Below are 19,965 nucleotides of genomic sequence, written 5' to 3' on the forward strand. Positions count from 1 at the left end.
AGCGAGACATTAGAAAGAGAGTAAGGATTAACCAATCGAATCCTTACGACTTTCATTATAAAGTAAAAAAGAGAAAATGTGGCGAATAATGATCTTATATTTTTTTGGAAGTATATCCCTTAGGGGGAAATGTATCACATATAAAGGCCTGCCACCAATATCTTGACGGTATCTTCATATATACCCGGAAAATGGGATAGCGGAAGCGGATTTATGCCCTTTCCCAATTCGATTGTGAAACCGCCGCGTTTGAATTCCTGAATGAACCAATCTTTATACCCGGCATGGCTGTCAACGTATTGTACGGCCCGATATCCGCTGCGTTCCTCAAACTCCCTTGCAACATTCGCTGCCTCTTCAGGTTCATGTCCCTCATATCCCCAATAGAATTCTTTTCCCTGGGTGTGAAGTGCAAGCACTCTTTCGAAATTCCGCCTCATTGCCAGCTCCTTCATGGCCAATGCTTCTGGTTCTGATAACGCGGACTCTCCTGGAAAATCTCTTGGAGCAGGGGCTTTTGGAATCTTTCTACGCTTTTCAATCTCCCAATTGGCAGGATATTGATTATTCAGGTCAACACCGCGGATATTGGCTTTCCAAGCATAAAAGGCAGGGTTGCCATTGTTTATTTTTAAAACATCGACCTTCCCCTCTGCCGCCTCCTCCCCCTTCAGGACAAGCTCGACTCCATCCGGATTCACCATTGGAACAATCGAAATGGTCATATCCCGATAAAAGGGCATACAATCCATTCCGCAAAGTGTACGATCATTCGTTACTGCCAGCAGAAAATCATTCAGCCATTTCATCAAAACCGCCGAAGTGATCCATTCATTAGCATGGAATGAACCGTTATAATGTATGATCTTATCGCCTTGACCGATCCTTACCTCAAGGAGTTCTTTTCCCAACACACTCCTCCCGATCGATTCAACCTTAATAAAGGGGTAATGAAAAGATAAAGTATCCAGATCGTCAAGAAGTGATTGATAATCATAGGGCTTGTCGGTGACAATCATGGGATTCATGACCCGGACGGGCACGGAAAAAGGTTTTTGTCCACCTTGATTCAACAATGATACCCCATCGATGGGCAGGTGATATTGTAATGCGATTTCGGCAAAATCGATATCTAACCGGGACTCTTCCTGAACAATGTATCCAGGTATCTGTACTTCCATGCCATTTGGCAAAACCCCGCCAGTAATGGCGGGATTGGCATCCTCTATCAAAACCCGGGGAATTTGGAACAATTGACTGTAATATGCCAAATCATCCCCGCTTCTGCTCACGACTTTCATTCAGCCTCCGCCCCTTTCATTGTTTTATCTTTATGAAGCGAAAGACAGAAAGATGTTCAGGAAGTCTCACGTGTTTCAATAATTGTAATGGGTACTGATTTTCCTGAAGAAACAAAAAAAAACCTGGATTGCGCCAGGTATCAGTAGACAAACTCGATGAAAATCACCTACAGTTTGTTTGTGCAATTTGAACGTCGATTTCCTCTTCAGGCACTCGCTTTCCGCGTCCAAGGGAGCCGCGCACCTTACATTCCAATCAACTTTGTTTTAACTTTTAGATAGGACACTATTGTCTACAGACTTTTTGTTTTAGTATTTAAACTGATGTAACTTGAGTCTATTCAGCGATATCGGCTTGAAATGATTACTTTAGATCAATTGATGCCATCGAACGATTTGTAGTCGGCACGATTGTAACACGAGATATGATAGGAATATCCTAAAAGTCTATAGCGGAAAAGTTGATTGGAAGAGTTGGAAAACCGAAAGCTGTTGTCACACGTGCAGCTTATAAAACACCTGCAATTACCGAGTTACTTATTATCGTGAGTATCAATCACCGAAACATAATTGCGCAACGAGTTCTTTTTTTAGCACAAAGATCATCAAAAATAGTGACACGTCATAATGGGCAAGAATAAGTGGAAGTATCACGAGAGGTCAACTGTTTCTCCATACCTGCTTCAATTCCGATAAAGAATCAAAAGGTCCCATCTCGGAACCCTTTTGTGTACAAAAAGAAACCTGGATTGCGCCAGGTTTCTTTTTTCAACGTTGCTCATAAAATCGGAGCAAATCCCCGTAAATGATTTTGTCGGAGTAATCAAGCTCCTGTTTCGCCTTTTCCAAATACTTCTCACAGGAACCCTTTTCAGTCGCCCTCCCAGTCTTTTTATCATAGCAGGTATCCATCGTATAGAGATAATCCTTCGTGATGAAACTGCTATCGCGAAGAACGGTGAATTCTAATTTCTCTTCAGAAAATAGATCTTTGCCGAATTCGATATAATCATCATTTTCAATCCCCAATAAATGAAGGAGTGTCGGCCTTACATCAATTTGGCCGGAAACGGTGGAAATCGTTTTTCCCTTCTGACCGGGGATATGTATGATGAGCGGGACACGCTGAAGCTGGATGGATTCGAAAGGTGTGATTTCCTTCCCAAGGAACTGGCTCATGGCAGAGTTGTGATTTTCCGAAATTCCATAATGGTCCCCATATAGCACAATTATGGAATCCTCATATAATCCATCACGTTTCAAATCGCCGATAAATCGTTCCAAGGCTTCGTCCGTATAACGTACGGTCGGAAAATATTGATTCAATGTTTTGGAATTTGAATCGTACGGCTCCAATGTCCGGTCTTCCTCATTCAAAGTGAATGGAAAATGATTGGTTAACGTTATGAACTTGGCATAAAAAGGCTCAGGCATCCTCTTCAGGTGAGAGATTGATTGTTTGAAGAACGATTTATCATTCAAACCCCAATTGATGGAATTCCCTTCAGAGACTTTGTATTCATCACTGTCATAAAACCGCTGGTACCCTAGGGAATCGTACATTATGTCACGATTCCAAAAGCTTTTATTATTGGCATGCAAGGAAGCCGTATAGTAACCTTCTTCCGATAAGATTTCGGGGGTGGCTTTGTATTCATTTTGGGCATGAGTGAAAAATACTGCACCTCTGCCTAAAGGATAGAGGGAATTCTCAATAATGAATTCTGAATCGGATGTTTTCCCCTGGCCAGTTTGGTGATAAAAGTTATTGAAATAATAGCTCTCTTTAATGAATTCGTTCAGAAAAGGAGTGATTTCTTCACCGTTGACAGTTTTATTGATGACAAAGCTTTGTGTGGATTCCAATGATACAAGGATCACATTTTTGCCTTTTGCCAGACCATAAAGATCATCATTAACCTCTTTTTGATTGGCACGGACATAATTTTCAATTTCCGACAATTCACTGCCATCCGCAAGGGCACGTTGAGCTGATGATTTCGTCTGTAATATTGCATCATAGAGGTGATAATGGTACGTACCGATATTCTTAACGAGGATTTCGCGGTCAAACGTTCTTGTCAGTAGTTCAGGACGCGCCGCTTCAGCTAAAGCTAAGTTAAAAAATGTCACTCCTAATGCGATTAACATGAAGAATCTACGATCCTTTGGATTATATCGACATTCATGGAATGTTTTTGGTTTGTATTTCAGCAGCAGCATCAAGAAAAGGATATCGGCAAAATACAATAGGTCACTCGGATTGATCAATTCATGTACACTGCTTCCAAGGTCGTTCATATTGCTCGTTTGAAAAAGAACGGGAATCGTTAAAAAGTCATTGAAAAAGCGAAAAAAAACAAGGTTGGCAAAGAGGATGAAGGTGATGGAAAAACTCATGATCATTAAATATGCTGTCCTTCTATTTTCTTTTAAAAATATGTGCACGCCAAGAGTAAGCAAAAGGAAACTGAAAGGATTGATGAATAGTATGAACTCCTGGAGCCAATTATCAATATCTATCTCAAAACTTGTTTTATAAGCAATATATGTTTTAAGCCAAAGTGAAATGAATACGACCCAAAACAATGAATATCCCTGTTTTTTGAAGACCCTTTTCAATCTTGGTCCCTCCTCATCGAAGAAGCGCTGGAGCCATGGTCCTGAGCGCCTCAATCATGGGTCATGGTTCTCCCTCTATTTAAATGCAGGAACGATTGCCCCACCCATCAAAGCGGGGAAATTTTTTCAAAAATCCATCTTTTTTTCTTATACCCCTGTTAGCACAGGGCAGCAAGGCATCACGTATTCATTTGGCTTTTAATGAGCCAGGCTCCACCTATCACCCCTGCATCATTGCCTAGTGTGGCCAGGCTGATTTTCGTTGATTTACTAACCCGTTTGAATGCATACTTTTCGAAGGCAGCACGGACAGGATCAAGCAAAATGTCTCCCGCTTGTGAAACTCCCCCGCCAATGACGATTTTATCTGGATTCATGACATTCCCAACATGTGATAGTGCCAGTCCCAAGTAATTGCCCACCTTATCCACCACAGCTTTGGACATAGGATCACCTGCTGCAGCGCATTGGAATAACAGTTTGGAATTAACCGTATTTCCCTCGTCGACTTTCTGCTGAAGCAATGACTTTTCATCGGCGGTATTCAAGGCTTCTAAAGCCATACGGACGATTCCCGTTGCCGAAGCAACCGTTTCCAGACAACCAGTCTTGCCACAATTGCATGGTGCCCCTCCGTCCGTTACGACCGTTATATGCCCTATTTCTCCAGCAGCCCCACTGGTACCATGGACGATTTGCCCATTATGGATGATCCCGCCGCCTACACCCGTTCCCAGAGTGACACAAACGAGGTCTTTGGCTCCATTACCGGCACCTTTCCACATTTCTCCCAAAGCTGCCATATTGGCATCATTATCGATCACAGCTGGAAGAGATGTCTCCACTTCCAGTAAATCTTTTAAGGGGTAGTCCTTCCAGCCTAAATTGACGGCTTCATATATGGAACCGTTAACAAATTTCACGGGGCCTGGAGCACCCATTCCTATCCCTACTATCTTACTCTTCGGTTCATTAAGTTCAACGAGCTTCGCATCAATTGCTTTTGCTATATTAATCGTAATGAATTTTCCCTTTTCGGAGATGTCCGTGCTGATTTCCCATTTATGAATGATCTCTCCGTATAAATTGATCAGAGCCAGTTTGGTAGTTGTACCGCCTAAATCCACACCCATCAGCCATTTTTCCATCATTCTCACCTTTTTTATCAATTTTTTTTCTGTTTTTCCCTTTCAAGAGACAATTGCTGTCTAATTAAAAGGATCGCCATTTGATAATCTTTCGTATCCATCATCTGCATACGGTGGATTTCCCTTATTTCGGCCTCCATCATTTCAAGCTCGGCTAAGCGATCACCAATATAGATAAATGTACCGAATCTTTTCAAGTATTGTTGAAGATCATAATATGTTTTCATAGTAAACCTCTTTACTCTTTTCTTTAGGAAAGTATATCGAATCAGCCTTTTGGTAACAAGCGACCAATTCCCCCTTTGATAATTTCCCCCATCCCCCTCATACATGTCCAACTGTATTCATATGATGAAATATCAAGAATGTGGACTCTTTCGATTTGATTCAACAGCTTAATATTTTTAACCACTCATCACGCGCGAAAACGGAGGGGAAAAATGAAAGTACAATTGAAGTATACCGTCTTTTTGGTCTTGACCACCATTTTTGTCATCCTATATTTATCAAATCATAAAAGGGCAGAGGAAACCATCATTTTTTTTCCCATCGATTCCTCGCTTCATTTTGAACATGCTTCCACCAACCTGACACCGGAGGGCACCGGGGATTCAACCTATACCATCACTTGGAGGGTGGAATCTTCATTGGACCAGACAGCTTACTTGCGTCAAGACGTATCGCTTTTATACAAAAATGGAAAATTGGCAGGAGCCTTAAAAAATTGGCGCCAAAATAAACAAGAACTCTCTCAAAAAGCGAAAACTAAAGAAACCGAGAGTGGTCGATATGAAGCGGTAACGTTTCATTATGCCGAGGTTCATCCGAGTGACACAATTTTCACCAGTGCCCAGCAGCTCAGTAAAGATAAACTCTATACAGTAACGACACCGGTTTTTCAATTTTTCCACCGTCCCCTTTCGGAAGAACAGGTTCAGTGGAAAAAAACGCTGGACGGCTTTACAGATCAAACGGTTCGAAATGGTTTGGAAAAAGCCGGTCAAGCATTTCAGGTTAATCTGGATCAGTACAAAATCATCTCTTTAACAGATTTGCCGTCAAAGAAAAATCAATGGCTTGCTGACTTCCCCCAATTCAAACGGGAAGAAATTGTGGGAAAACTGTGGGAAGGACTTTACAAAAATTACGTGTTGGGAATAAAAAAGGAGGATGGATCCACTGTGAGTCCACAAGGCAGCACCATCCCCCTATTGCTTATGGCTAAAAATCAAAGTGAAATACTTGTCTTGTTTACCCTGGAAGACGGTTCCCCAATCATGCTGCGTCAAAAGTTATAGTCGTTTTCAATTTCTGCCAGCAGTTTTGTATATGATTTATTATCCGGGGCAAGCTCAATAGCCTGAACAGCTTGCTCCTTAGCTTGATCGAATGATTCGAGATTCATGTAGACTAAGGCAAGATTGTAATGGGCTTCATGCAAATCCGGATTGCTTTCAATCGCTTTTTCATAATAATCCCTGGCTTTATTTATGTCCTTATTATCAAAAGATAAATTTCCCAGCATAAAAAGCGATAGCGGTGCATCAGGATTTGCATCAACATAATTGTTTAACATCTCTTCCGCTTTATCCTCTTCATCATCATCAATATATTTTTGGGCCATCATGGCCATCGTATTATCATCCATAGCTGCACTTTCCTGATGATTGAATCCAAAGTTAAGAAGGGCATAGGTCAGTATTGCCGACCCGATCAGAAAAGCCAGCTGCCGTAAGATATTCCTGGACTTTGGCAGATGCACCACTCCAGCAGCCAAGAACCCTCCGATCAAACCTCCGATATGCCCTGCATTATCAATTCCCGCTACTGTGAAACCATATATTAAGTTAATGATGATCAACACAATCACCGATGAGCCCATCGAGCGCATGAATAATTTCGGATAGACGATGCCGAAGTACAGAAGTGCCCCAAAGCAGCCAAAAATGGCTCCACTCGCCCCTGCGGAAAGATTCGGGGTCATGATGAAGCTGCCTAGAGTTCCAGCGAAACCAGCGAATATATAGATGAAAAGGAACCTGGCATTACCGTAAATCCTTTCAACCTCAGCTCCGATCAAATACAATGAAAATGTATTCATCAATAAATGAATGAACCCAATATGGACGATCATCGGTGTAAAGAACCGCCACCATTCCCCTTGCATGATATAAGGGGAAAATTTAGCGCCAAACTCAATCAAAGTTTTGGAATTGGTGCTGCCCCCATTAAACTCCATCAAGATGAATACAGCTATTTGTAACGCCATGAATATATATGTAAAGAATGGCTTATTGGCATTTTGAAATACCTTCTGCTCAGCCTTAGCCTTTTTGACTGACTCAGAGATGGCGTCTTTCTTCACTGCGAGAATCTTTTCCTCATCTATTTCATTATCTTCAAGAACTTGAATTGACAGTGGTTTTTTCAAAACATGTTCAAGGTTTTGCAACGAATCATGAAAGTTTTCACAAGTTAGAAGAAACGTGTTAACATTCGTTTTTTTAAAGGAAGCCACTCGTGAGCTAAAGTCATGATCATCCACCGGGGCGAATTTACTAACATAGATACTTAATATGTCAATGGGCTTTTTGTATAATTTCCTTCTGATCCTTTCCCCATTCTGCAAAGTTCGGTCGATATCGCGTTTCAGCCAATTAGCCCAATCCAAATCATGTCGAATGAGTCTAATGACTGGAAATTCTTTATTCTTATCGCTCTCTAGCCAAATCTCCTGATGGTTTTCAGTGACAGTGATCATTCGATAATCATAATGGGCAGACAACTCCCTTATGGTTTCCCAAAACAAATAATCCTCTTTAAATCCCAATGCCTTCCCCACTTTCCAATGAAACTTATGCTTCTGAAATTCCTGTTTCTTAATTAAAACTATAGACTAAATCATGAAAAAAGTAAAAAAGGAGACTGCTTTCCCGCTCCTTAAAAATAAAAAAAGGAACCCCTGATCAGGTTCCTTTTTAAGATGCAGGCTTTCTCATTTGGTCTGACTGAACATGCTTTGCATCATTTTATCCCTGAACATTGGCATATCCAAGGATTTAGTCACTAGAAATCTTCTTAAAATGCCGTTGGACAGCGCAACATTTATCAGGCGGTACCGGTTTTTGTAACCTGCATAAACAGCTAAACCAACCAAGAAGATTTGAATAATTAATCGAAGCATAACAATCCCTCCTATCCATAGTGTGATACAGGACAGGATTTTTATGAGCTAAAAGTGATAATTAATAAACTTCTTCTAATGGGAGTACGTACGTATTACCCTGGATGGGGTAATGAGTTTGCCGACCGCTATATCATGAACCTCTATCGGGAGTTCATCCATTAATTGAAGCTCGTATGTAAGGGCCAATGTATCTCCTCGGTAATAAGATAGGAAACGGTCATAATAACCGCCTCCAAAGCCTAGGCGATACCCTTCCTTGGTAAAAGCAAGACCGGGTACGATCAATGCATCCAATTCCTCTTTCCGAGCCTTGGCTGTTTCAGCCACTGGTTCAAGCAACCCGTAATAAACAGACTCCAGCTGATTGAAGGACGAGATTTTCTTGAATTCCATTGTCCTTTTTTCAGGATCACATTTTGGTACTGCCACTTCTTTTCCTTCACTCCATGCTTGTTCGATGATCCGTACCGTTGGAACTTCGGGCGGTATGGAGATGGTGATGCCAACGGTTTTTGCTTTTTTCCATTCCTCCAGTGAAAATAAGTTTTCAGCGATTCGGTTCGATAGTTCCTCATGTTCCTCTTTAGTCAGCTCCATTAAACGGGACCTAGCTTCTTGGCGGAGCTTTTTTTTATTTTCTTTCATCTCTTCCGACTCCTTTAGTCTACTTCTATCATTATCTCATAATATTTGTTCATATACGAAAAATACGGTGTCGGAAATTGCCGATCCATTAATGCAACCTGAAAATAACCACTAAAGGAAAGAGAGGAAGAAGGGATTAAAAAAATGCATAAAAAAAACAACAGGAAAAATCCTGTTGCTTACTTTGTTTCGCGGTGAGTCGTGCTGCGTTTTTCTCTTGAGCAGTATTTTTTAAGCTCAAGACGGTCTGGATTGTTACGTTTATTTTTTTTAGAAATATAGTTACGGTCTCCACATTCAGTGCAAGCTAATGTAATATTTACGCGCATTGTGTATTTCCCTCCAAACATATTGACTTTTTCACATAGGACTTTTCTATAATAGCATTATTCAATGCGAATTGCTAGTATGTTTTTTGGGAAATCCAACTTTAACTTTTTTGAATTCTTAATTGTTTACGTTTTGCATCGTAAGGAGGAGCTGATTATTTATGACTTTCGCCTCTTCTTTCGTTTCAGCATGAATGACCCAGGCCACAGCTTCCACACATTCCTTCGGCAAGATTTCAGTCTCTAGCGTAAACACACTGGTAACTTCCCCTTTGGCGAGCGGTGAATAAGCCAAGAGCCCCTCCTTCAATGATTTGAAGCATCCCTCTTGATATAGGCTTCCCTTACCTTGGATACAATATTGAGAGATGCTTTTTCCTTTCACCAATCCACCCAATAAAGCAATCGACTGAGGAGCTACATGTAAAATCGCCCGTTCATTCGGGCTGTAAAAAGCCACCGCCTGCCTTTCGAAAGCGTTTTCATAGTGAAAAAACACTTTTGGGCGCTTCGTCTCGAATGATGTATTTCTAATCGTGAACTTCGAAAAGGTCACCTGCCCTTGGGTATATGTTTGTGAAAGTGTCCGGATCTCTCCATTCGGATGACTCATCATATCTTCCTCAGGATACCAATCAAAACTCTCATCCATCCATAACCCAGCCTTTAACCCCTTACGAAATATATCCTGGTTATCCTGCGGCATATACGCGAATAGCGAATTCATATAATCATCCCTTCCCCTTCTTTATCCTTATATATAGCTTATCGTTAGGCGCTGACAGTGAATCTATCCACTTTGGAATCTGCACACCATTTTCTTATAGTCAACCGATTTTTAACTATTCAAAATATTTTGTTTTTTCGATTTATTCTATCTTTATGTTAGCACTGAATTGGCTGATGGACAATAAACACATTTTGTCGAATTTTATGTATGTTATCTCTTAAAGGTTTTTTTCCCATTTTAATGCCTGATTTTTTTTATTCAACGACGGTCATTAAGCTTTTCGACAATATTTGAAACAAAACAGACAATAAATGAAGTTTACGGCCCATTTCGGAAAATATAAAAATATGAAAATCTCCATTTTTTTAAAAATATGTGTAAAATATAAATATATTGTCGAAAATTAGCTTCTGAGGTGAAAACATGGAAACACTTATCATCCTTCTTTTTTCTTTAGCGATCGTCCTTCTCATCATTTCCTTTTTCGGTAAAGATAAAGTTGCCAAATTAGAGGAAGATTTGGAGCAGATGACACTAACGTATATGCAGGATATCTACCAATTAAAGAAGAAGGTGAAGATTCTTGAAGAGGAATTCGTTATCCAGGACGATCCTGCTCCCCCTGTAAAGGTTAAATCAATTGTCAATTCCAATGATAGCGAACCCATTCATGAAATTTTAAAAAGCCAGGTTCTATCTTTATATAGTCAAGGTCTTTCTTTGGACCAGATCGCCAAACAATCCTCATTAACGAAGGAACAAACAATTTCAGTGATCGAGCAGCAAAGATTGCGGGGTGAATGAGAATGAACAAAGCAAGACTGCAAGGTCTTTCCGCCGGTATCATTTTTACAACAACAATCTTTGCTGGCTATCATTATGGCACCGGATTATTCGAAGGCACCACTCCCACTGAGGAGGAAGCTAAGGAATTGCTCGTGAAGAAAGGATTCGTCGTTACACACCCTATGGAGGAAGCTAAAAAGACCGTCCAACCAAAGGATCCAGATAAGGATTCAATGGAGAAAGGGGCTTCAAAAAAAGATCCCTCCATCGTCACCTATACAATTAAAGTGAAAACGAATATGACCACAACCGAAATTGCCGATAGCCTTGCCAATGAAAAAATCATCGATGATGCTGCTGAATTTGAAGCTTACATGAATGACCATGATTTCTCAAAAAAAATACAAATCGGTGAGTTTGTTGTTACGAATAATATGACATATAGACAATTGGCCAATACTTTGACCCATTAATGAATAAGAGAGGCTTTTAAATGGACGATGTCCGAAAAAAGCCTCTCTTTTTTTCAATTAGGATCGGTTCATTCATTCCTGCCGATATATCTCCCTCTTACCAGGAAGTAAATATTCTCTGCGATATTCGTTGTATGGTCCGCTGTCCTTTCCAAATATCGAGCTATTAAGGAAAGCTGTGTAACCTGCTGAAGGTTTTTTTCATCTGAAAGGCGAAGGAGACTCCGAATCATATCTCCATAAAAGCTATCAACCTCGTCATCCATTTCAATGATCTCTCTTGAAAGAACTACATCTTCCTTCTCAAATGCTTCTATTGAAAGTTGAATCATCTTTAATGTAATATCATGCATCTGCTTTAATGGTGTTAAAGGCAGAATAAATGGCTGGTCACCGATTCGGATGGCTGATTTAGCGATATTCACACCAAAGTCCGCCATCCTTTCAATATCAGAGGCGATTTTTATGGCAGCAATGATACGCCTTAAATCAATCGCAACCGGCTGCTGCTTAGCAATCAGCAAAATCGCAAAGTCATTAATTTCCTCTTCCAGTAAATCAGCGATTGTGTCATCATCAATAACTTCAAGAGCCTCTTCTACATTATTGTTTTCCAATGCGGCATATGATTTTGATATGGCATTTGAAGCTAAATTAGCCAACTTCACGATTTTCTCCTGTAACTCTTTCAATTGAAGCTCGAAATTTTCACGAACGATCATTATCGCATCTCCCTTTCTCTTTAACCGAAGCGTCCGGTAATGTAATCTTCTGTTCTTTTATCATTCGGATTAGAGAAGATGGTGTTTGTATCAGAATATTCGATGACTTCCCCATTTAAGAAGAAGGCTGTTCTATCAGAGATACGTGCTGCCTGCTGCATGTTATGGGTAACGATGATAATGCTGAAATCCTTTTTCAGTTCTTGGACCAATTCTTCTATTTTCAAAGTGGATATCGGATCAAGAGCAGAAGTCGGTTCATCCATTAATATGACATCAGGTTCGATGGCCAAACATCTGGCAATACAAAGGCGCTGTTGCTGTCCACCTGAAAGTCCATATGCATTTTCATGCAGTCGGTCTTTCACTTCATCCCAAATAGCTGCCCCTTTTAAACTCTTTTCAACGATCTCATCAAGAATTTTTTTATTTTTAATTCCATGGATTTTTGGTCCGTATACAACATTTTCATAAATTGATTTTGGAAAGGGATTAGGCTTTTGGAAAACCATTCCCACCTGTGTCCTTAAATCTTCCACCTTATAGGACTGATCGAGGATATTCCTGTTTCTATATTTAATCTGGCCTGTCGTTTTCACATCCGGGACTAGCTCTATCATTCGGTTCAATGTTTTGATGTAGGTCGATTTCCCACATCCTGAAGGCCCAATGATGGCGGTCACTTCATTTTGGTGCATATCCAGATTAATATTTTTCAAAGCATGGTTTTCCCCATACCATAAATTGAGATTGGATGTTTCATACACCTTTTCCGTCAAGGCAGATGATTCGACATTTTCGATTCCGATTGCCGTTGACTCTTTTTCTCTCGTTAAGGTCATATTCATGCTTCCTTCCTCCTATCAGTATCTTTTCTGGAATTTATTTCGAATTATAACCGCTATTGAATTCATGAATATTAACAGGATGAGTAAAACGATGATTCCCGCGGCAGCAACCTGCTGGAATTCCTCCTGTGGACGGGATGTCCAATTATAGATTTGCATCGGCAGCACTGTGAATGTATCCATGACCGTTTGAGGTAAAAAGGCGATGAACATAGGTATGCCAACCACCACCAATGGAGCCGTTTCACCGATTGCACGTGATAAAGCAAGTATCCCCCCAGTTAAAATGCCAGGTATCGCAGCAGGCAGGACCACTTTCAATATCGTTTGCCACTTTGTTGCACCCATTCCAAATGAAGCTTCCCTTAAATCACGAGGTACGGCACGTATGGCCTCTTGGGCAGCCACTATGATGACAGGAAGAACAAGTAGGCTCATCGTCAAGCCTGCTGCCAATATGGACCGGTCCAAGGCTAGGGCACGAACGAAAACCGTTAAACCCAAAAGTCCAAATACTATTGACGGGACACCTGCCAGATTGGAAATATTCACTTTGATAAAAGTGGTGATCCAATTCTTCCGGGCATATTCCTCTAAATAAATGGCCGTTCCAACACCAAGCAGCAGGGAAACCGGGGCCACCACTACCATCAACCAAATTGAACCGATCAACGCTGCCTTTATACCAGCCTCTTCAGGTTTCCTGGAAGCGAAATTCTGAAGGAAATCCCCATTCAGACTGCCAATTCCTTGAGTGAATATCCGATAAAATAAGATGGCCAATACGAGGAGGCCAACCAATGTTGCCAAGAAGAATAATCCTTTACAAATCGTGTTAACAGCCAGCCTAACAGGCATTTTTTTTGCAACATGACTTTTGTTTATCAGTTTCATGTCTTAGTATTCCTCCCTGAACTTGCGAGAGATGAACTGCGCCAGTAAATTCATGATAAGCGTAAAGACGAACAGTGTCATTCCAACCGCATAAATGCTGTAGTAAATCGTTGTCCCATATCCTGCATCCCCCGAACTTACCTGTACAATATAAGCGGTCATCGTTTGAATCGATGAAGTGATATCCATGCTCATATTTGGGGTCGAGCCACCGGCAACACTCACAATCATGGTTTCCCCGATCGCTCTGGATAGAGCAAGAACGATGGATGCCACAATTCCTGAAACGGCTGCTGGCAATACCACTTTAATTGTCGTTTCGAGTTTCGTTGCTCCTAAGGCATACGCACCTTCGCGAATCGACTTCGGTACTGATACAAGGGCATCTTCCGACAAAGAGGCTATCATCGGCATGATCATGATTCCTACAACGATCCCAGGACTTAGAGCATTGAACATGTCAAGGGAAGGAAATAAATCCCGCAAAACCGGTGTTACAAAAGTTAAGGCAAAGAAGCCGTAAACGATAGTAGGGATTCCAGCTAAAACTTCTAAAATCGGCTTAATGATTCTGCGTGTTTTCTCTGATGCATATTCACTCAAGAAAATGGCTGTTGCAAGCCCTACTGGAACTGCAACCACCGCTGCTATGACTGTTATCTTCAATGTTCCCACGATAAGCGGCATAATCCCATAGGACGGTGTAGATGCAAATGGCAGCCATTTAGCTTCCGTAAAAAATTCGACGATGGATACTCTGTCAAAAAAGATGAATGTTTCAAATATAAGCGTCAGGATGATCCCGATTGTAGTAAAAACGGAAATTGCCGCCGTAAAGAACAAAAGCTTAGGAATGACTTTTTCCATATTGATTTTTTTCTTAGTTTTCTTTTCCAGAATCATTTGCTGTACAGAATAGGTTTCTGTTTTTCTAAGTTCCAACTTGCATCCTCCATTTCAGACACGCAATATTTGGATTTACAAGCTGTTACCCCCGCCTTAATCGAGTCAAGGCGGGATTTCAATAGCCTGTAATATCGTTTATTTTTCCAATTCTTTTAATTTATCAAGATCTTTCTGGTACTCTTCTTCCGGCAGGCTGATATAACCCACTTCTTCTGCAAGCTCTCCTGCATTTTCAATGACGAATTGAGTATAATCTGCAACTTGTTCTTTTTCAGCTACCGACTTATTAGCTACATATGTGTAAAGTGGACGTGACAATGGTGCATACTCCCCACTTTTAATCGTTTCATGCGTTGGCTCTACAGCACCTTTGCCGTTGTCGATAGAAATGATCTTTAACTTATCTTTATTTTCAGAGTAGTAGGCATAACCGAAGAATCCAATCGCATTTTTATCACCTTCTACACCTTGTACAAGAACGTTATCGTCTTCTGAAAGCGTAGCATTTTCCACCATTGGTTTTTCTTCAAGGATCACTTCATTGAAATAATCATATGTTCCTGAATCTGTTCCCGGAGAGTAGAATTTAATTTCTTCATTCGGCCATTCAGGACGTATATCAGACCATTTCTTCACCTTTCCATTATCAATCCACAGTTTTTGAAGTTCTTCAACTGTTAGTGAATCGATGAAATCATTATCTTTATTGGCAACGATTGAAATACCGTCAAATGCCAGTTTCAATTCTGTATATTCAACACCCTTTTCATCAAGTAAGGCACTTTCTTCTTCTTTCACCGGGCGGGATGCATTGGCTAGGTCCGTATCACCAGCGATGAATTTCTTGAATCCCCCACCTGTTCCTGATGATCCCACTGAAACCTTCACATCAGGCTGTGTAGCCATATATTCTTCTGCAACTGCCTCCATGATTGGAAAGACCGTTGAAGAACCATCCGTAATAACTTCGCCCTTGAGTTGATCTGAAGCCGCTTCATTTCCTTTACCGCTGTTTGAAGTATCATTAGATCCACATCCAGCTGCCACTGCGATTACTCCACCCATTACTGCGGTCATAGCCATAAATTTGAAACGTCTCATTTGTAAATCCCCCTAAGAATTTTATATGAATATTTTGTCCTACTCTCACATCATACTTTCAGACTGTAAATTCCGTTTAAAGCATTTGTAAATATTCAGTAAATAATTGTGTACTTATTGTAAAGATGAAAGAACTGTGCTGATCCCGTTCTTAAAATGCAAAAAAAAAAACACGTTTCCGGTTTTACCCAAAAACGTGTTTTAACCTTTTGTTATTCATTTTCCTGGCTTTTTCTAACTTCAGCCTGGTCCTTTTGAACGTCTTTACCATTCTCCACCTTCAAATCGGTCGAGGTTTCGGTATTTTCCTTCTTAGCCCGTTCTTTTTTCAGTTCGAAATAAGTATCCATGATTTCTTCACCTATTTCTTTACTCATGCTATGGCCCGTATGTCCTTGATATGCCCACGGCACAACGACCGCAAAAGCGACCTCAGGATTTTTAGCTGGGGCATAACCCACAAGCGTGATGTTCATCGTTTCTTGGGGCTCGCTATAATTCATCCGGTTCGGGCCGTCATAGAATGCTTCCGCCGTCCCGGTTTTAGCTGCCACTGTATACGATTTATTCCCAAAATAGGTATAAGCCGTTCCGCCTTGTTCCATCGCAACTTTATCGAAACCACTCTGAACACGTTCAATCCATTCGTCCTTCATATCAAGATGATTAAGGACAGTCGGTGAAACGTCTTCGGCAACAGGTCCCAATTCCTCATTATTATCAACTGGATCGCGGATTTCCTTAACCATATGCGGCTTCATGCGGTTACCGCCATTCGCAATGGTTGAAACATATTGCACGAGCTGCATCGGTGTGTACGTATCATACTGTCCTATAGCAAGGTCAAGCAGCTTACCTGGCGATGTTTCGGAACCTTTGAACCCGCTCATTTCATTAGGAAGATCAATACCCGTGCGGACACCCAAGCCAAACTGGGCAAATGAATTCCTCATGGTTGAAAACGCGCCTGAACTAATGTTCAAAGGTTCATTCGGCACATAATGCGCACCCGCAATATTAATTGCCGTTCTGAACATATAAACGTTCGAAGATACTTTCAATGCGGTCAAATCATTAATGTTCCCGAAGTCACTATATGAACCTTTAGCTTTAGTACCCTTGATCTTAAGCTTTGTATCATAAAAGTACGTACCCGGCTGGATCGCACCTTGCTGATAACCGGTTAAAACGGTAGCTCCTTTAACCGCAGACCCCATCGTATAGGAAGTCGTGATATTTCCTAATGCGAAGTCCTCAATGGTGGATTTCCCCGTTTCTTGATCCTTCTCATATTTCTTGCCAGCCATCGTTAATACTTCCCCTGTATCGGGATCCATCATGACGACAAAGGCCCTGTCCAAGAATTTGGTGTTACCCATTTTTTTCTTGGCAATCAATTGCTTTTCAATGATTTCCTCAGTTGCAAGCTGTAAATCCATATCAATTGTCAATATAAGATCTTTTCCTCGCGAACCTTCGGTAATCACTTCGGAATCGACGACATTTCCTGACTTATCGGTCACATTCCTTACTTTCGCTTTCTGACCTTGAAGGATATCTTCATATTGCGCCTCAATATAACTCTTACCTACACGGTCATTCCGGCTGTAATCACGTGCAAGGTAGTAGTTCAGGCTTTCACTAGGCAACCCTTCTTCAGATGAGGAAACTTTACCCAATACAGATTTAAGTGTTTTATTATATGTATAAAAACGATCCCAATCTGTAGATATATCGACCCCTGGGAGCGAATCAAGGTGTTCACTCACCTTGGCGAATTCTTCTTTTGTTACTTCCTTGTTTTTTACAATTTGCGGGGTAAGGGCATATCCGCTTGCAAATTCCCTATAGATGGCAAGAACTTCAAGATCCTTTTTCGAAAGCTTTGTTTCTTCTTCAGTAATCCGATCAAGCTGAAGCTTATACAAATCACTTTCTTCCATCTCGCCCTCTTCCACTTTTTTCCGTTCTTTATCGGTAATCTTTTTCTCGGCCAGCTTTGGATTCTTCAAAATCCAAAAATCCTTTTTATCGCGTTCAGTTACTTTGTCTGTTTCCTTTTCGATCAACTTCGCTAGTTTCTCAGCCGTTTCCACCATTTCTGTTTGTTTCGTACCTTGTTTACGTGTATATGTAATTGCATCCAGTGGTTGGTTATCGACCATAAGTTTCAAATTCCGGTCATACATTTTCCCACGGGGCACCGAATTATTCACGGTCACTTCCTCTGTTCTTTCAATCTCACGCCGGTAATCATCACCATAAACAATCTGTACAACACCCAAGCGTAAAATTAAAGCGGAAAACAAAACAAACACTAAAAAGAAAAGAATATTCAATCTGAAAGGCACATGCGTCTTTTTCTTTTTCTTTTTATTCACACTAAGCCACACATCCTTTTTACATAGTCATAATAGTCCTATACTATTCTATAGAACATTTATATTTTTTTCTACCTTAGTGTTCTAGAAATATTAAACATATAACGAACTTTACATAAAAAGTGACTTACGGCTCATAAATCCTAAAACGGTAAGTCCTGATATTGGAAAAGAGGCCTCTAAGGCCTCTTTTTCAGTCTTGGTCAATGATATCGATTTTCCGTATAAACCAATATATCACGGTATGCCCTGCCCCGACGATTAACAGATAGATCGGCAGTACTTCCTTTAGGTCGAATAACATGACGGAAAGTATGAATCCTGATATCGAGACGATCCTTCCAAGATGAACGAACAGTTCCCGGACAACGATATATTCAATCCTCATTTCCGCTGCCTTCCAAGCACGGCCTATAATGTCATACGTCAACGATATATAAGGGACCAAAAGAATAGGATAAGCGGTAGCGACAATTGCCCCATAAATGAGAAGCTTCCCGAATGTGATATCAAATGCAATCAATAAGACCCCTGCATACAACAGGATTCCTCCAATAAGAATGGCATTTTTCCGCATCGGCTGTTTAATATATCGTGAAGCGAAAAAATACGCGACGAATGAAATGGCAGAATTTAATAGACCGTAGCTCCCTAAGGCAAGTTCACTATCCGTCTGAATGAAAACGTTAATCGAAATGATGAACATGAAGGTGCCCTCTCGTATCCCTTGAAAAAAGTGAGCACGTGTTATCAAGAGCCAATTCCGATTATTTTTCCGTTCCTGCAATATCCGAAGGAAACAGTATCTGCCATGTGCTGGACGTCTTTTTAACGAAAAGCTAAGAAACACCGCAACGGAAAACAATAGCAAAGACAATCCGAATACAATGGAATATCCCGTGAATTTTTCAAGCCTCGAAATGATGAACCCTGAAAGAATCGGACCGACCATTCCCCCAAGAGATGACAAAATCCCTAAAAAACCATTGAAGAAATCCCTTGTTTCCGGTTCAGTTATCTCAAAAGTCAAAACATTATAGGCAAGCCAATAAAACCCATAACCGATTCCTAACAGTCCACCAAGCAACCAAAGAAAATCCGTTGCCCGTGTGCCGACCAATAGGACTGATAAATAAAATAGGGCCAAAAAGATAACACCCAGACGCAAAACAATGATTCGATCCACTTTTTTTGCCAGCCTGCCAGCAAAGACAAAAGTAAGCGGTTGAAAAAGCACCACAGTTAGATTATATACGGCAATATCCACAATTTGACCGGATTGTTTCCACAAGTACACATTAACGAATGTATTGGATAAAGCAATACTTAGGCTGTACAGCCCTCCAATAAACAAAAGGAGGTGCAGATCCTTCTTTCCCCCCGCTTCACCCAACCATCTCTCTAAAATACCCATTGTTTTAACTCTCCTTTAAATTCCACTCTAGTGTTTGAAAAAACAAAAGAATTTATGTAAAAAAAGGTAAAGAAAACTCTTCGATTGGCGAAGACAGAGAAGTAGTTGCACTTATACTGTTTTCCTTTTGATTTTGGAAAAAAACAGTATAAAGAAAACTCTTCGATTGGCGAAGACAGAGAAGTAGTTGCCCTTATACTGTTTTCCTTTTGATTTTGGAAAAGAACAGTATAAAGAAAACTCTTTGATTGGCGAGCCAGGATGGCGATGACAGAGAAGTAGTTGCCCTTATACTGTTTTCCTTTTAATTTTGGAAAAGAACAGTATAAAGAAAACTCTTCGATTGGCGAGCCAGGATGGCGATGACAGAGAAGTAGTTGCACTTATACTGTTTTCCTTTTGATTTTGGAAAAGAACAGTATAAAGAAAACTCTTTGATTGGCGAGCCAGGATGGCGATGACAGAGAAGTAGTTGCCC

At 40.7% G+C, this 19,965-nt stretch carries 19 protein-coding genes; 3 read left to right on the forward strand and 16 right to left on the reverse strand.

The genetic code is table 11. The features are described 5' to 3' along the window. Positions 1-134: 134 nt before the first annotated feature. From ACIROD_RS04890 to ACIROD_RS04905, 4 genes are all read right to left on the reverse strand, one after another. Positions 135-1,301 (reverse strand): M14 family metallopeptidase, encoded by a 1,167-nt coding sequence (locus ACIROD_RS04890; RefSeq protein WP_402938408.1) that lies wholly within the window; start codon positions 1,299-1,301, stop codon positions 135-137. Between the two features lie 768 nt (positions 1,302-2,069). Then, the gene (locus ACIROD_RS04895; RefSeq protein ID WP_402938411.1) at positions 2,070-3,923 is read right to left on the reverse strand and encodes an LTA synthase family protein; all 1,854 of its coding nucleotides are present in this window, start codon (positions 3,921-3,923) and stop codon (positions 2,070-2,072) included. A gap of 179 nt (positions 3,924-4,102) precedes the next feature. Beyond that, positions 4,103-5,074, reverse strand: a complete 972-nt coding sequence (locus ACIROD_RS04900) for an ROK family glucokinase (protein WP_402938414.1) — start codon at positions 5,072-5,074, stop codon at positions 4,103-4,105. 14 nt (positions 5,075-5,088) lie between these two features. Further along, entirely contained in the window at positions 5,089-5,298 is a 210-nt protein-coding gene (locus tag ACIROD_RS04905; RefSeq protein ID WP_101222565.1) for a YqgQ family protein, read from the reverse strand. 213 nt (positions 5,299-5,511) lie between these two features. Between ACIROD_RS04905 and ACIROD_RS04910 the strand changes: the two genes are divergently transcribed. Further along, a complete protein-coding gene (locus tag ACIROD_RS04910) occupies positions 5,512-6,369 on the forward strand; it encodes a hypothetical protein (protein WP_402938417.1) in 858 nt (285 codons plus the stop codon). On the opposite strand, the gene ACIROD_RS04915 is transcribed toward ACIROD_RS04910, so the two are convergent. The 5 genes from ACIROD_RS04915 to ACIROD_RS04935 form a co-directional block, all read right to left on the reverse strand. Next, on the reverse strand, positions 6,357-7,901 hold the full coding sequence (locus ACIROD_RS04915) for a rhomboid family intramembrane serine protease (RefSeq protein ID WP_402938420.1): 1,545 nt from the start codon (positions 7,899-7,901) through the stop codon (positions 6,357-6,359). The two genes, ACIROD_RS04910 and ACIROD_RS04915, sit on opposite strands and share 13 nt — an antisense overlap. A 165-nt stretch (positions 7,902-8,066) precedes the next feature. Further along, complete coding sequence (locus ACIROD_RS04920; protein WP_101222568.1) at positions 8,067-8,255, reverse strand: hypothetical protein; 189 nt, start codon at positions 8,253-8,255, stop codon at positions 8,067-8,069. Between the two features lie 75 nt (positions 8,256-8,330). Beyond that, positions 8,331-8,903 carry a 5-formyltetrahydrofolate cyclo-ligase gene (locus ACIROD_RS04925; RefSeq protein ID WP_260359048.1) on the reverse strand — a complete coding sequence of 191 codons (573 nt, stop codon included), beginning with the start codon at positions 8,901-8,903 and terminating at the stop codon, positions 8,331-8,333. A 179-nt stretch (positions 8,904-9,082) separates the two neighbouring features. Next, positions 9,083-9,232, reverse strand: a complete 150-nt coding sequence (gene rpmG / locus ACIROD_RS04930; RefSeq protein WP_028391797.1) for a 50S ribosomal protein L33 — start codon at positions 9,230-9,232, stop codon at positions 9,083-9,085. 118 nt (positions 9,233-9,350) lie between these two features. Further along, complete coding sequence (locus ACIROD_RS04935; RefSeq protein WP_101222570.1) at positions 9,351-9,959, reverse strand: hypothetical protein; 609 nt, start codon at positions 9,957-9,959, stop codon at positions 9,351-9,353. 426 nt (positions 9,960-10,385) lie between these two features. Here ACIROD_RS04935 and ACIROD_RS04940 point away from each other — a divergent pair, with 426 nt between their 5' ends. Together ACIROD_RS04940 and ACIROD_RS04945 are read left to right on the forward strand one after the other, a co-directional pair. Beyond that, the gene (locus ACIROD_RS04940) at positions 10,386-10,766 is read left to right on the forward strand and encodes a hypothetical protein (RefSeq protein ID WP_260359049.1); all 381 of its coding nucleotides are present in this window, start codon (positions 10,386-10,388) and stop codon (positions 10,764-10,766) included. A 2-nt stretch (positions 10,767-10,768) separates the two neighbouring features. Then, the gene (locus ACIROD_RS04945; protein ID WP_101222572.1) at positions 10,769-11,221 is read left to right on the forward strand and encodes an endolytic transglycosylase MltG; all 453 of its coding nucleotides are present in this window, start codon (positions 10,769-10,771) and stop codon (positions 11,219-11,221) included. Positions 11,222-11,289: 68 nt separating this feature from the next. Here the strand turns inward: ACIROD_RS04945 and phoU are convergent, their stop codons facing one another. The 7 genes from phoU to ACIROD_RS04980 all read right to left on the reverse strand — a co-directional run bounded on the left by phoU (position 11,290) and on the right by ACIROD_RS04980 (position 19,487). Beyond that, positions 11,290-11,943, reverse strand: coding sequence for a phosphate signaling complex protein PhoU (phoU, locus tag ACIROD_RS04950; protein WP_101222573.1), 654 nt, complete (start codon positions 11,941-11,943; stop codon positions 11,290-11,292). 20 nt (positions 11,944-11,963) lie between these two features. After that, positions 11,964-12,785: a phosphate ABC transporter ATP-binding protein PstB gene (gene pstB / locus ACIROD_RS04955; RefSeq protein ID WP_402940108.1), complete on the reverse strand. Its 822-nt coding sequence runs from the start codon at positions 12,783-12,785 to the stop codon at positions 11,964-11,966. Positions 12,786-12,806: 21 nt separating this feature from the next. Then, positions 12,807-13,685 (reverse strand): phosphate ABC transporter permease PstA, encoded by an 879-nt coding sequence (pstA, locus tag ACIROD_RS04960; RefSeq protein WP_101222575.1) that lies wholly within the window; start codon positions 13,683-13,685, stop codon positions 12,807-12,809. A gap of 3 nt (positions 13,686-13,688) precedes the next feature. Further along, positions 13,689-14,588 carry a phosphate ABC transporter permease subunit PstC gene (gene pstC, locus ACIROD_RS04965; RefSeq protein WP_402940111.1) on the reverse strand — a complete coding sequence of 300 codons (900 nt, stop codon included), beginning with the start codon at positions 14,586-14,588 and terminating at the stop codon, positions 13,689-13,691. Positions 14,589-14,726: 138 nt separating this feature from the next. Continuing rightward, a complete protein-coding gene (locus ACIROD_RS04970; protein WP_106026896.1) occupies positions 14,727-15,692 on the reverse strand; it encodes a PstS family phosphate ABC transporter substrate-binding protein in 966 nt (321 codons plus the stop codon). 212 nt (positions 15,693-15,904) lie between these two features. Beyond that, entirely contained in the window at positions 15,905-18,073 is a 2,169-nt protein-coding gene (locus ACIROD_RS04975) for a peptidoglycan D,D-transpeptidase FtsI family protein (protein ID WP_402938427.1), read from the reverse strand. Between the two features lie 193 nt (positions 18,074-18,266). Continuing rightward, positions 18,267-19,487: an MFS transporter gene (locus tag ACIROD_RS04980; RefSeq protein ID WP_402938429.1), complete on the reverse strand. Its 1,221-nt coding sequence runs from the start codon at positions 19,485-19,487 to the stop codon at positions 18,267-18,269. Positions 19,488-19,965: the final 478 nt, after the last annotated feature.

Origin of the sequence: Peribacillus sp. NPDC101481 (genome assembly GCF_044767165.1) — a bacterium.
Taxonomy (GTDB): domain Bacteria; phylum Bacillota; class Bacilli; order Bacillales; family DSM-1321; genus Peribacillus.

Bases quoted from the DNA above. Each gene is read 5' to 3' on its own strand.
- ACIROD_RS04980 (WP_402938429.1), bottom strand. From the start codon at position 19,487: ATGGGTATTTTAGAGAGATGGTTGGGTGAAGCGGGGGGAAAGAAGGAT.
- ACIROD_RS04940 (WP_260359049.1), top strand. From the start codon at position 10,386: ATGGAAACACTTATCATCCTTCTTTTTTCTTTAGCGATCGTCCTTCTC.
- pstA (WP_101222575.1), bottom strand. From the start codon at position 13,685: ATGAAACTGATAAACAAAAGTCATGTTGCAAAAAAAATGCCTGTTAGG.
- ACIROD_RS04945 (WP_101222572.1), top strand. From the start codon at position 10,769: ATGAACAAAGCAAGACTGCAAGGTCTTTCCGCCGGTATCATTTTTACA.
- ACIROD_RS04910 (WP_402938417.1), top strand. From the start codon at position 5,512: ATGAAAGTACAATTGAAGTATACCGTCTTTTTGGTCTTGACCACCATT.
- ACIROD_RS04920 (WP_101222568.1), bottom strand. From the start codon at position 8,255: ATGCTTCGATTAATTATTCAAATCTTCTTGGTTGGTTTAGCTGTTTAT.
- ACIROD_RS04905 (WP_101222565.1), bottom strand. From the start codon at position 5,298: ATGAAAACATATTATGATCTTCAACAATACTTGAAAAGATTCGGTACA.
- rpmG (WP_028391797.1), bottom strand. From the start codon at position 9,232: ATGCGCGTAAATATTACATTAGCTTGCACTGAATGTGGAGACCGTAAC.
- ACIROD_RS04900 (WP_402938414.1), bottom strand. From the start codon at position 5,074: ATGATGGAAAAATGGCTGATGGGTGTGGATTTAGGCGGTACAACTACC.
- ACIROD_RS04925 (WP_260359048.1), bottom strand. From the start codon at position 8,903: ATGAAAGAAAATAAAAAAAAGCTCCGCCAAGAAGCTAGGTCCCGTTTA.
- ACIROD_RS04890 (WP_402938408.1), bottom strand. From the start codon at position 1,301: ATGAAAGTCGTGAGCAGAAGCGGGGATGATTTGGCATATTACAGTCAA.
- pstB (WP_402940108.1), bottom strand. From the start codon at position 12,785: ATGACCTTAACGAGAGAAAAAGAGTCAACGGCAATCGGAATCGAAAAT.
- ACIROD_RS04935 (WP_101222570.1), bottom strand. From the start codon at position 9,959: ATGAATTCGCTATTCGCGTATATGCCGCAGGATAACCAGGATATATTT.
- phoU (WP_101222573.1), bottom strand. From the start codon at position 11,943: ATGATCGTTCGTGAAAATTTCGAGCTTCAATTGAAAGAGTTACAGGAG.
- pstC (WP_402940111.1), bottom strand. From the start codon at position 14,588: ATGATTCTGGAAAAGAAAACTAAGAAAAAAATCAATATGGAAAAAGTC.
- ACIROD_RS04970 (WP_106026896.1), bottom strand. From the start codon at position 15,692: ATGAGACGTTTCAAATTTATGGCTATGACCGCAGTAATGGGTGGAGTA.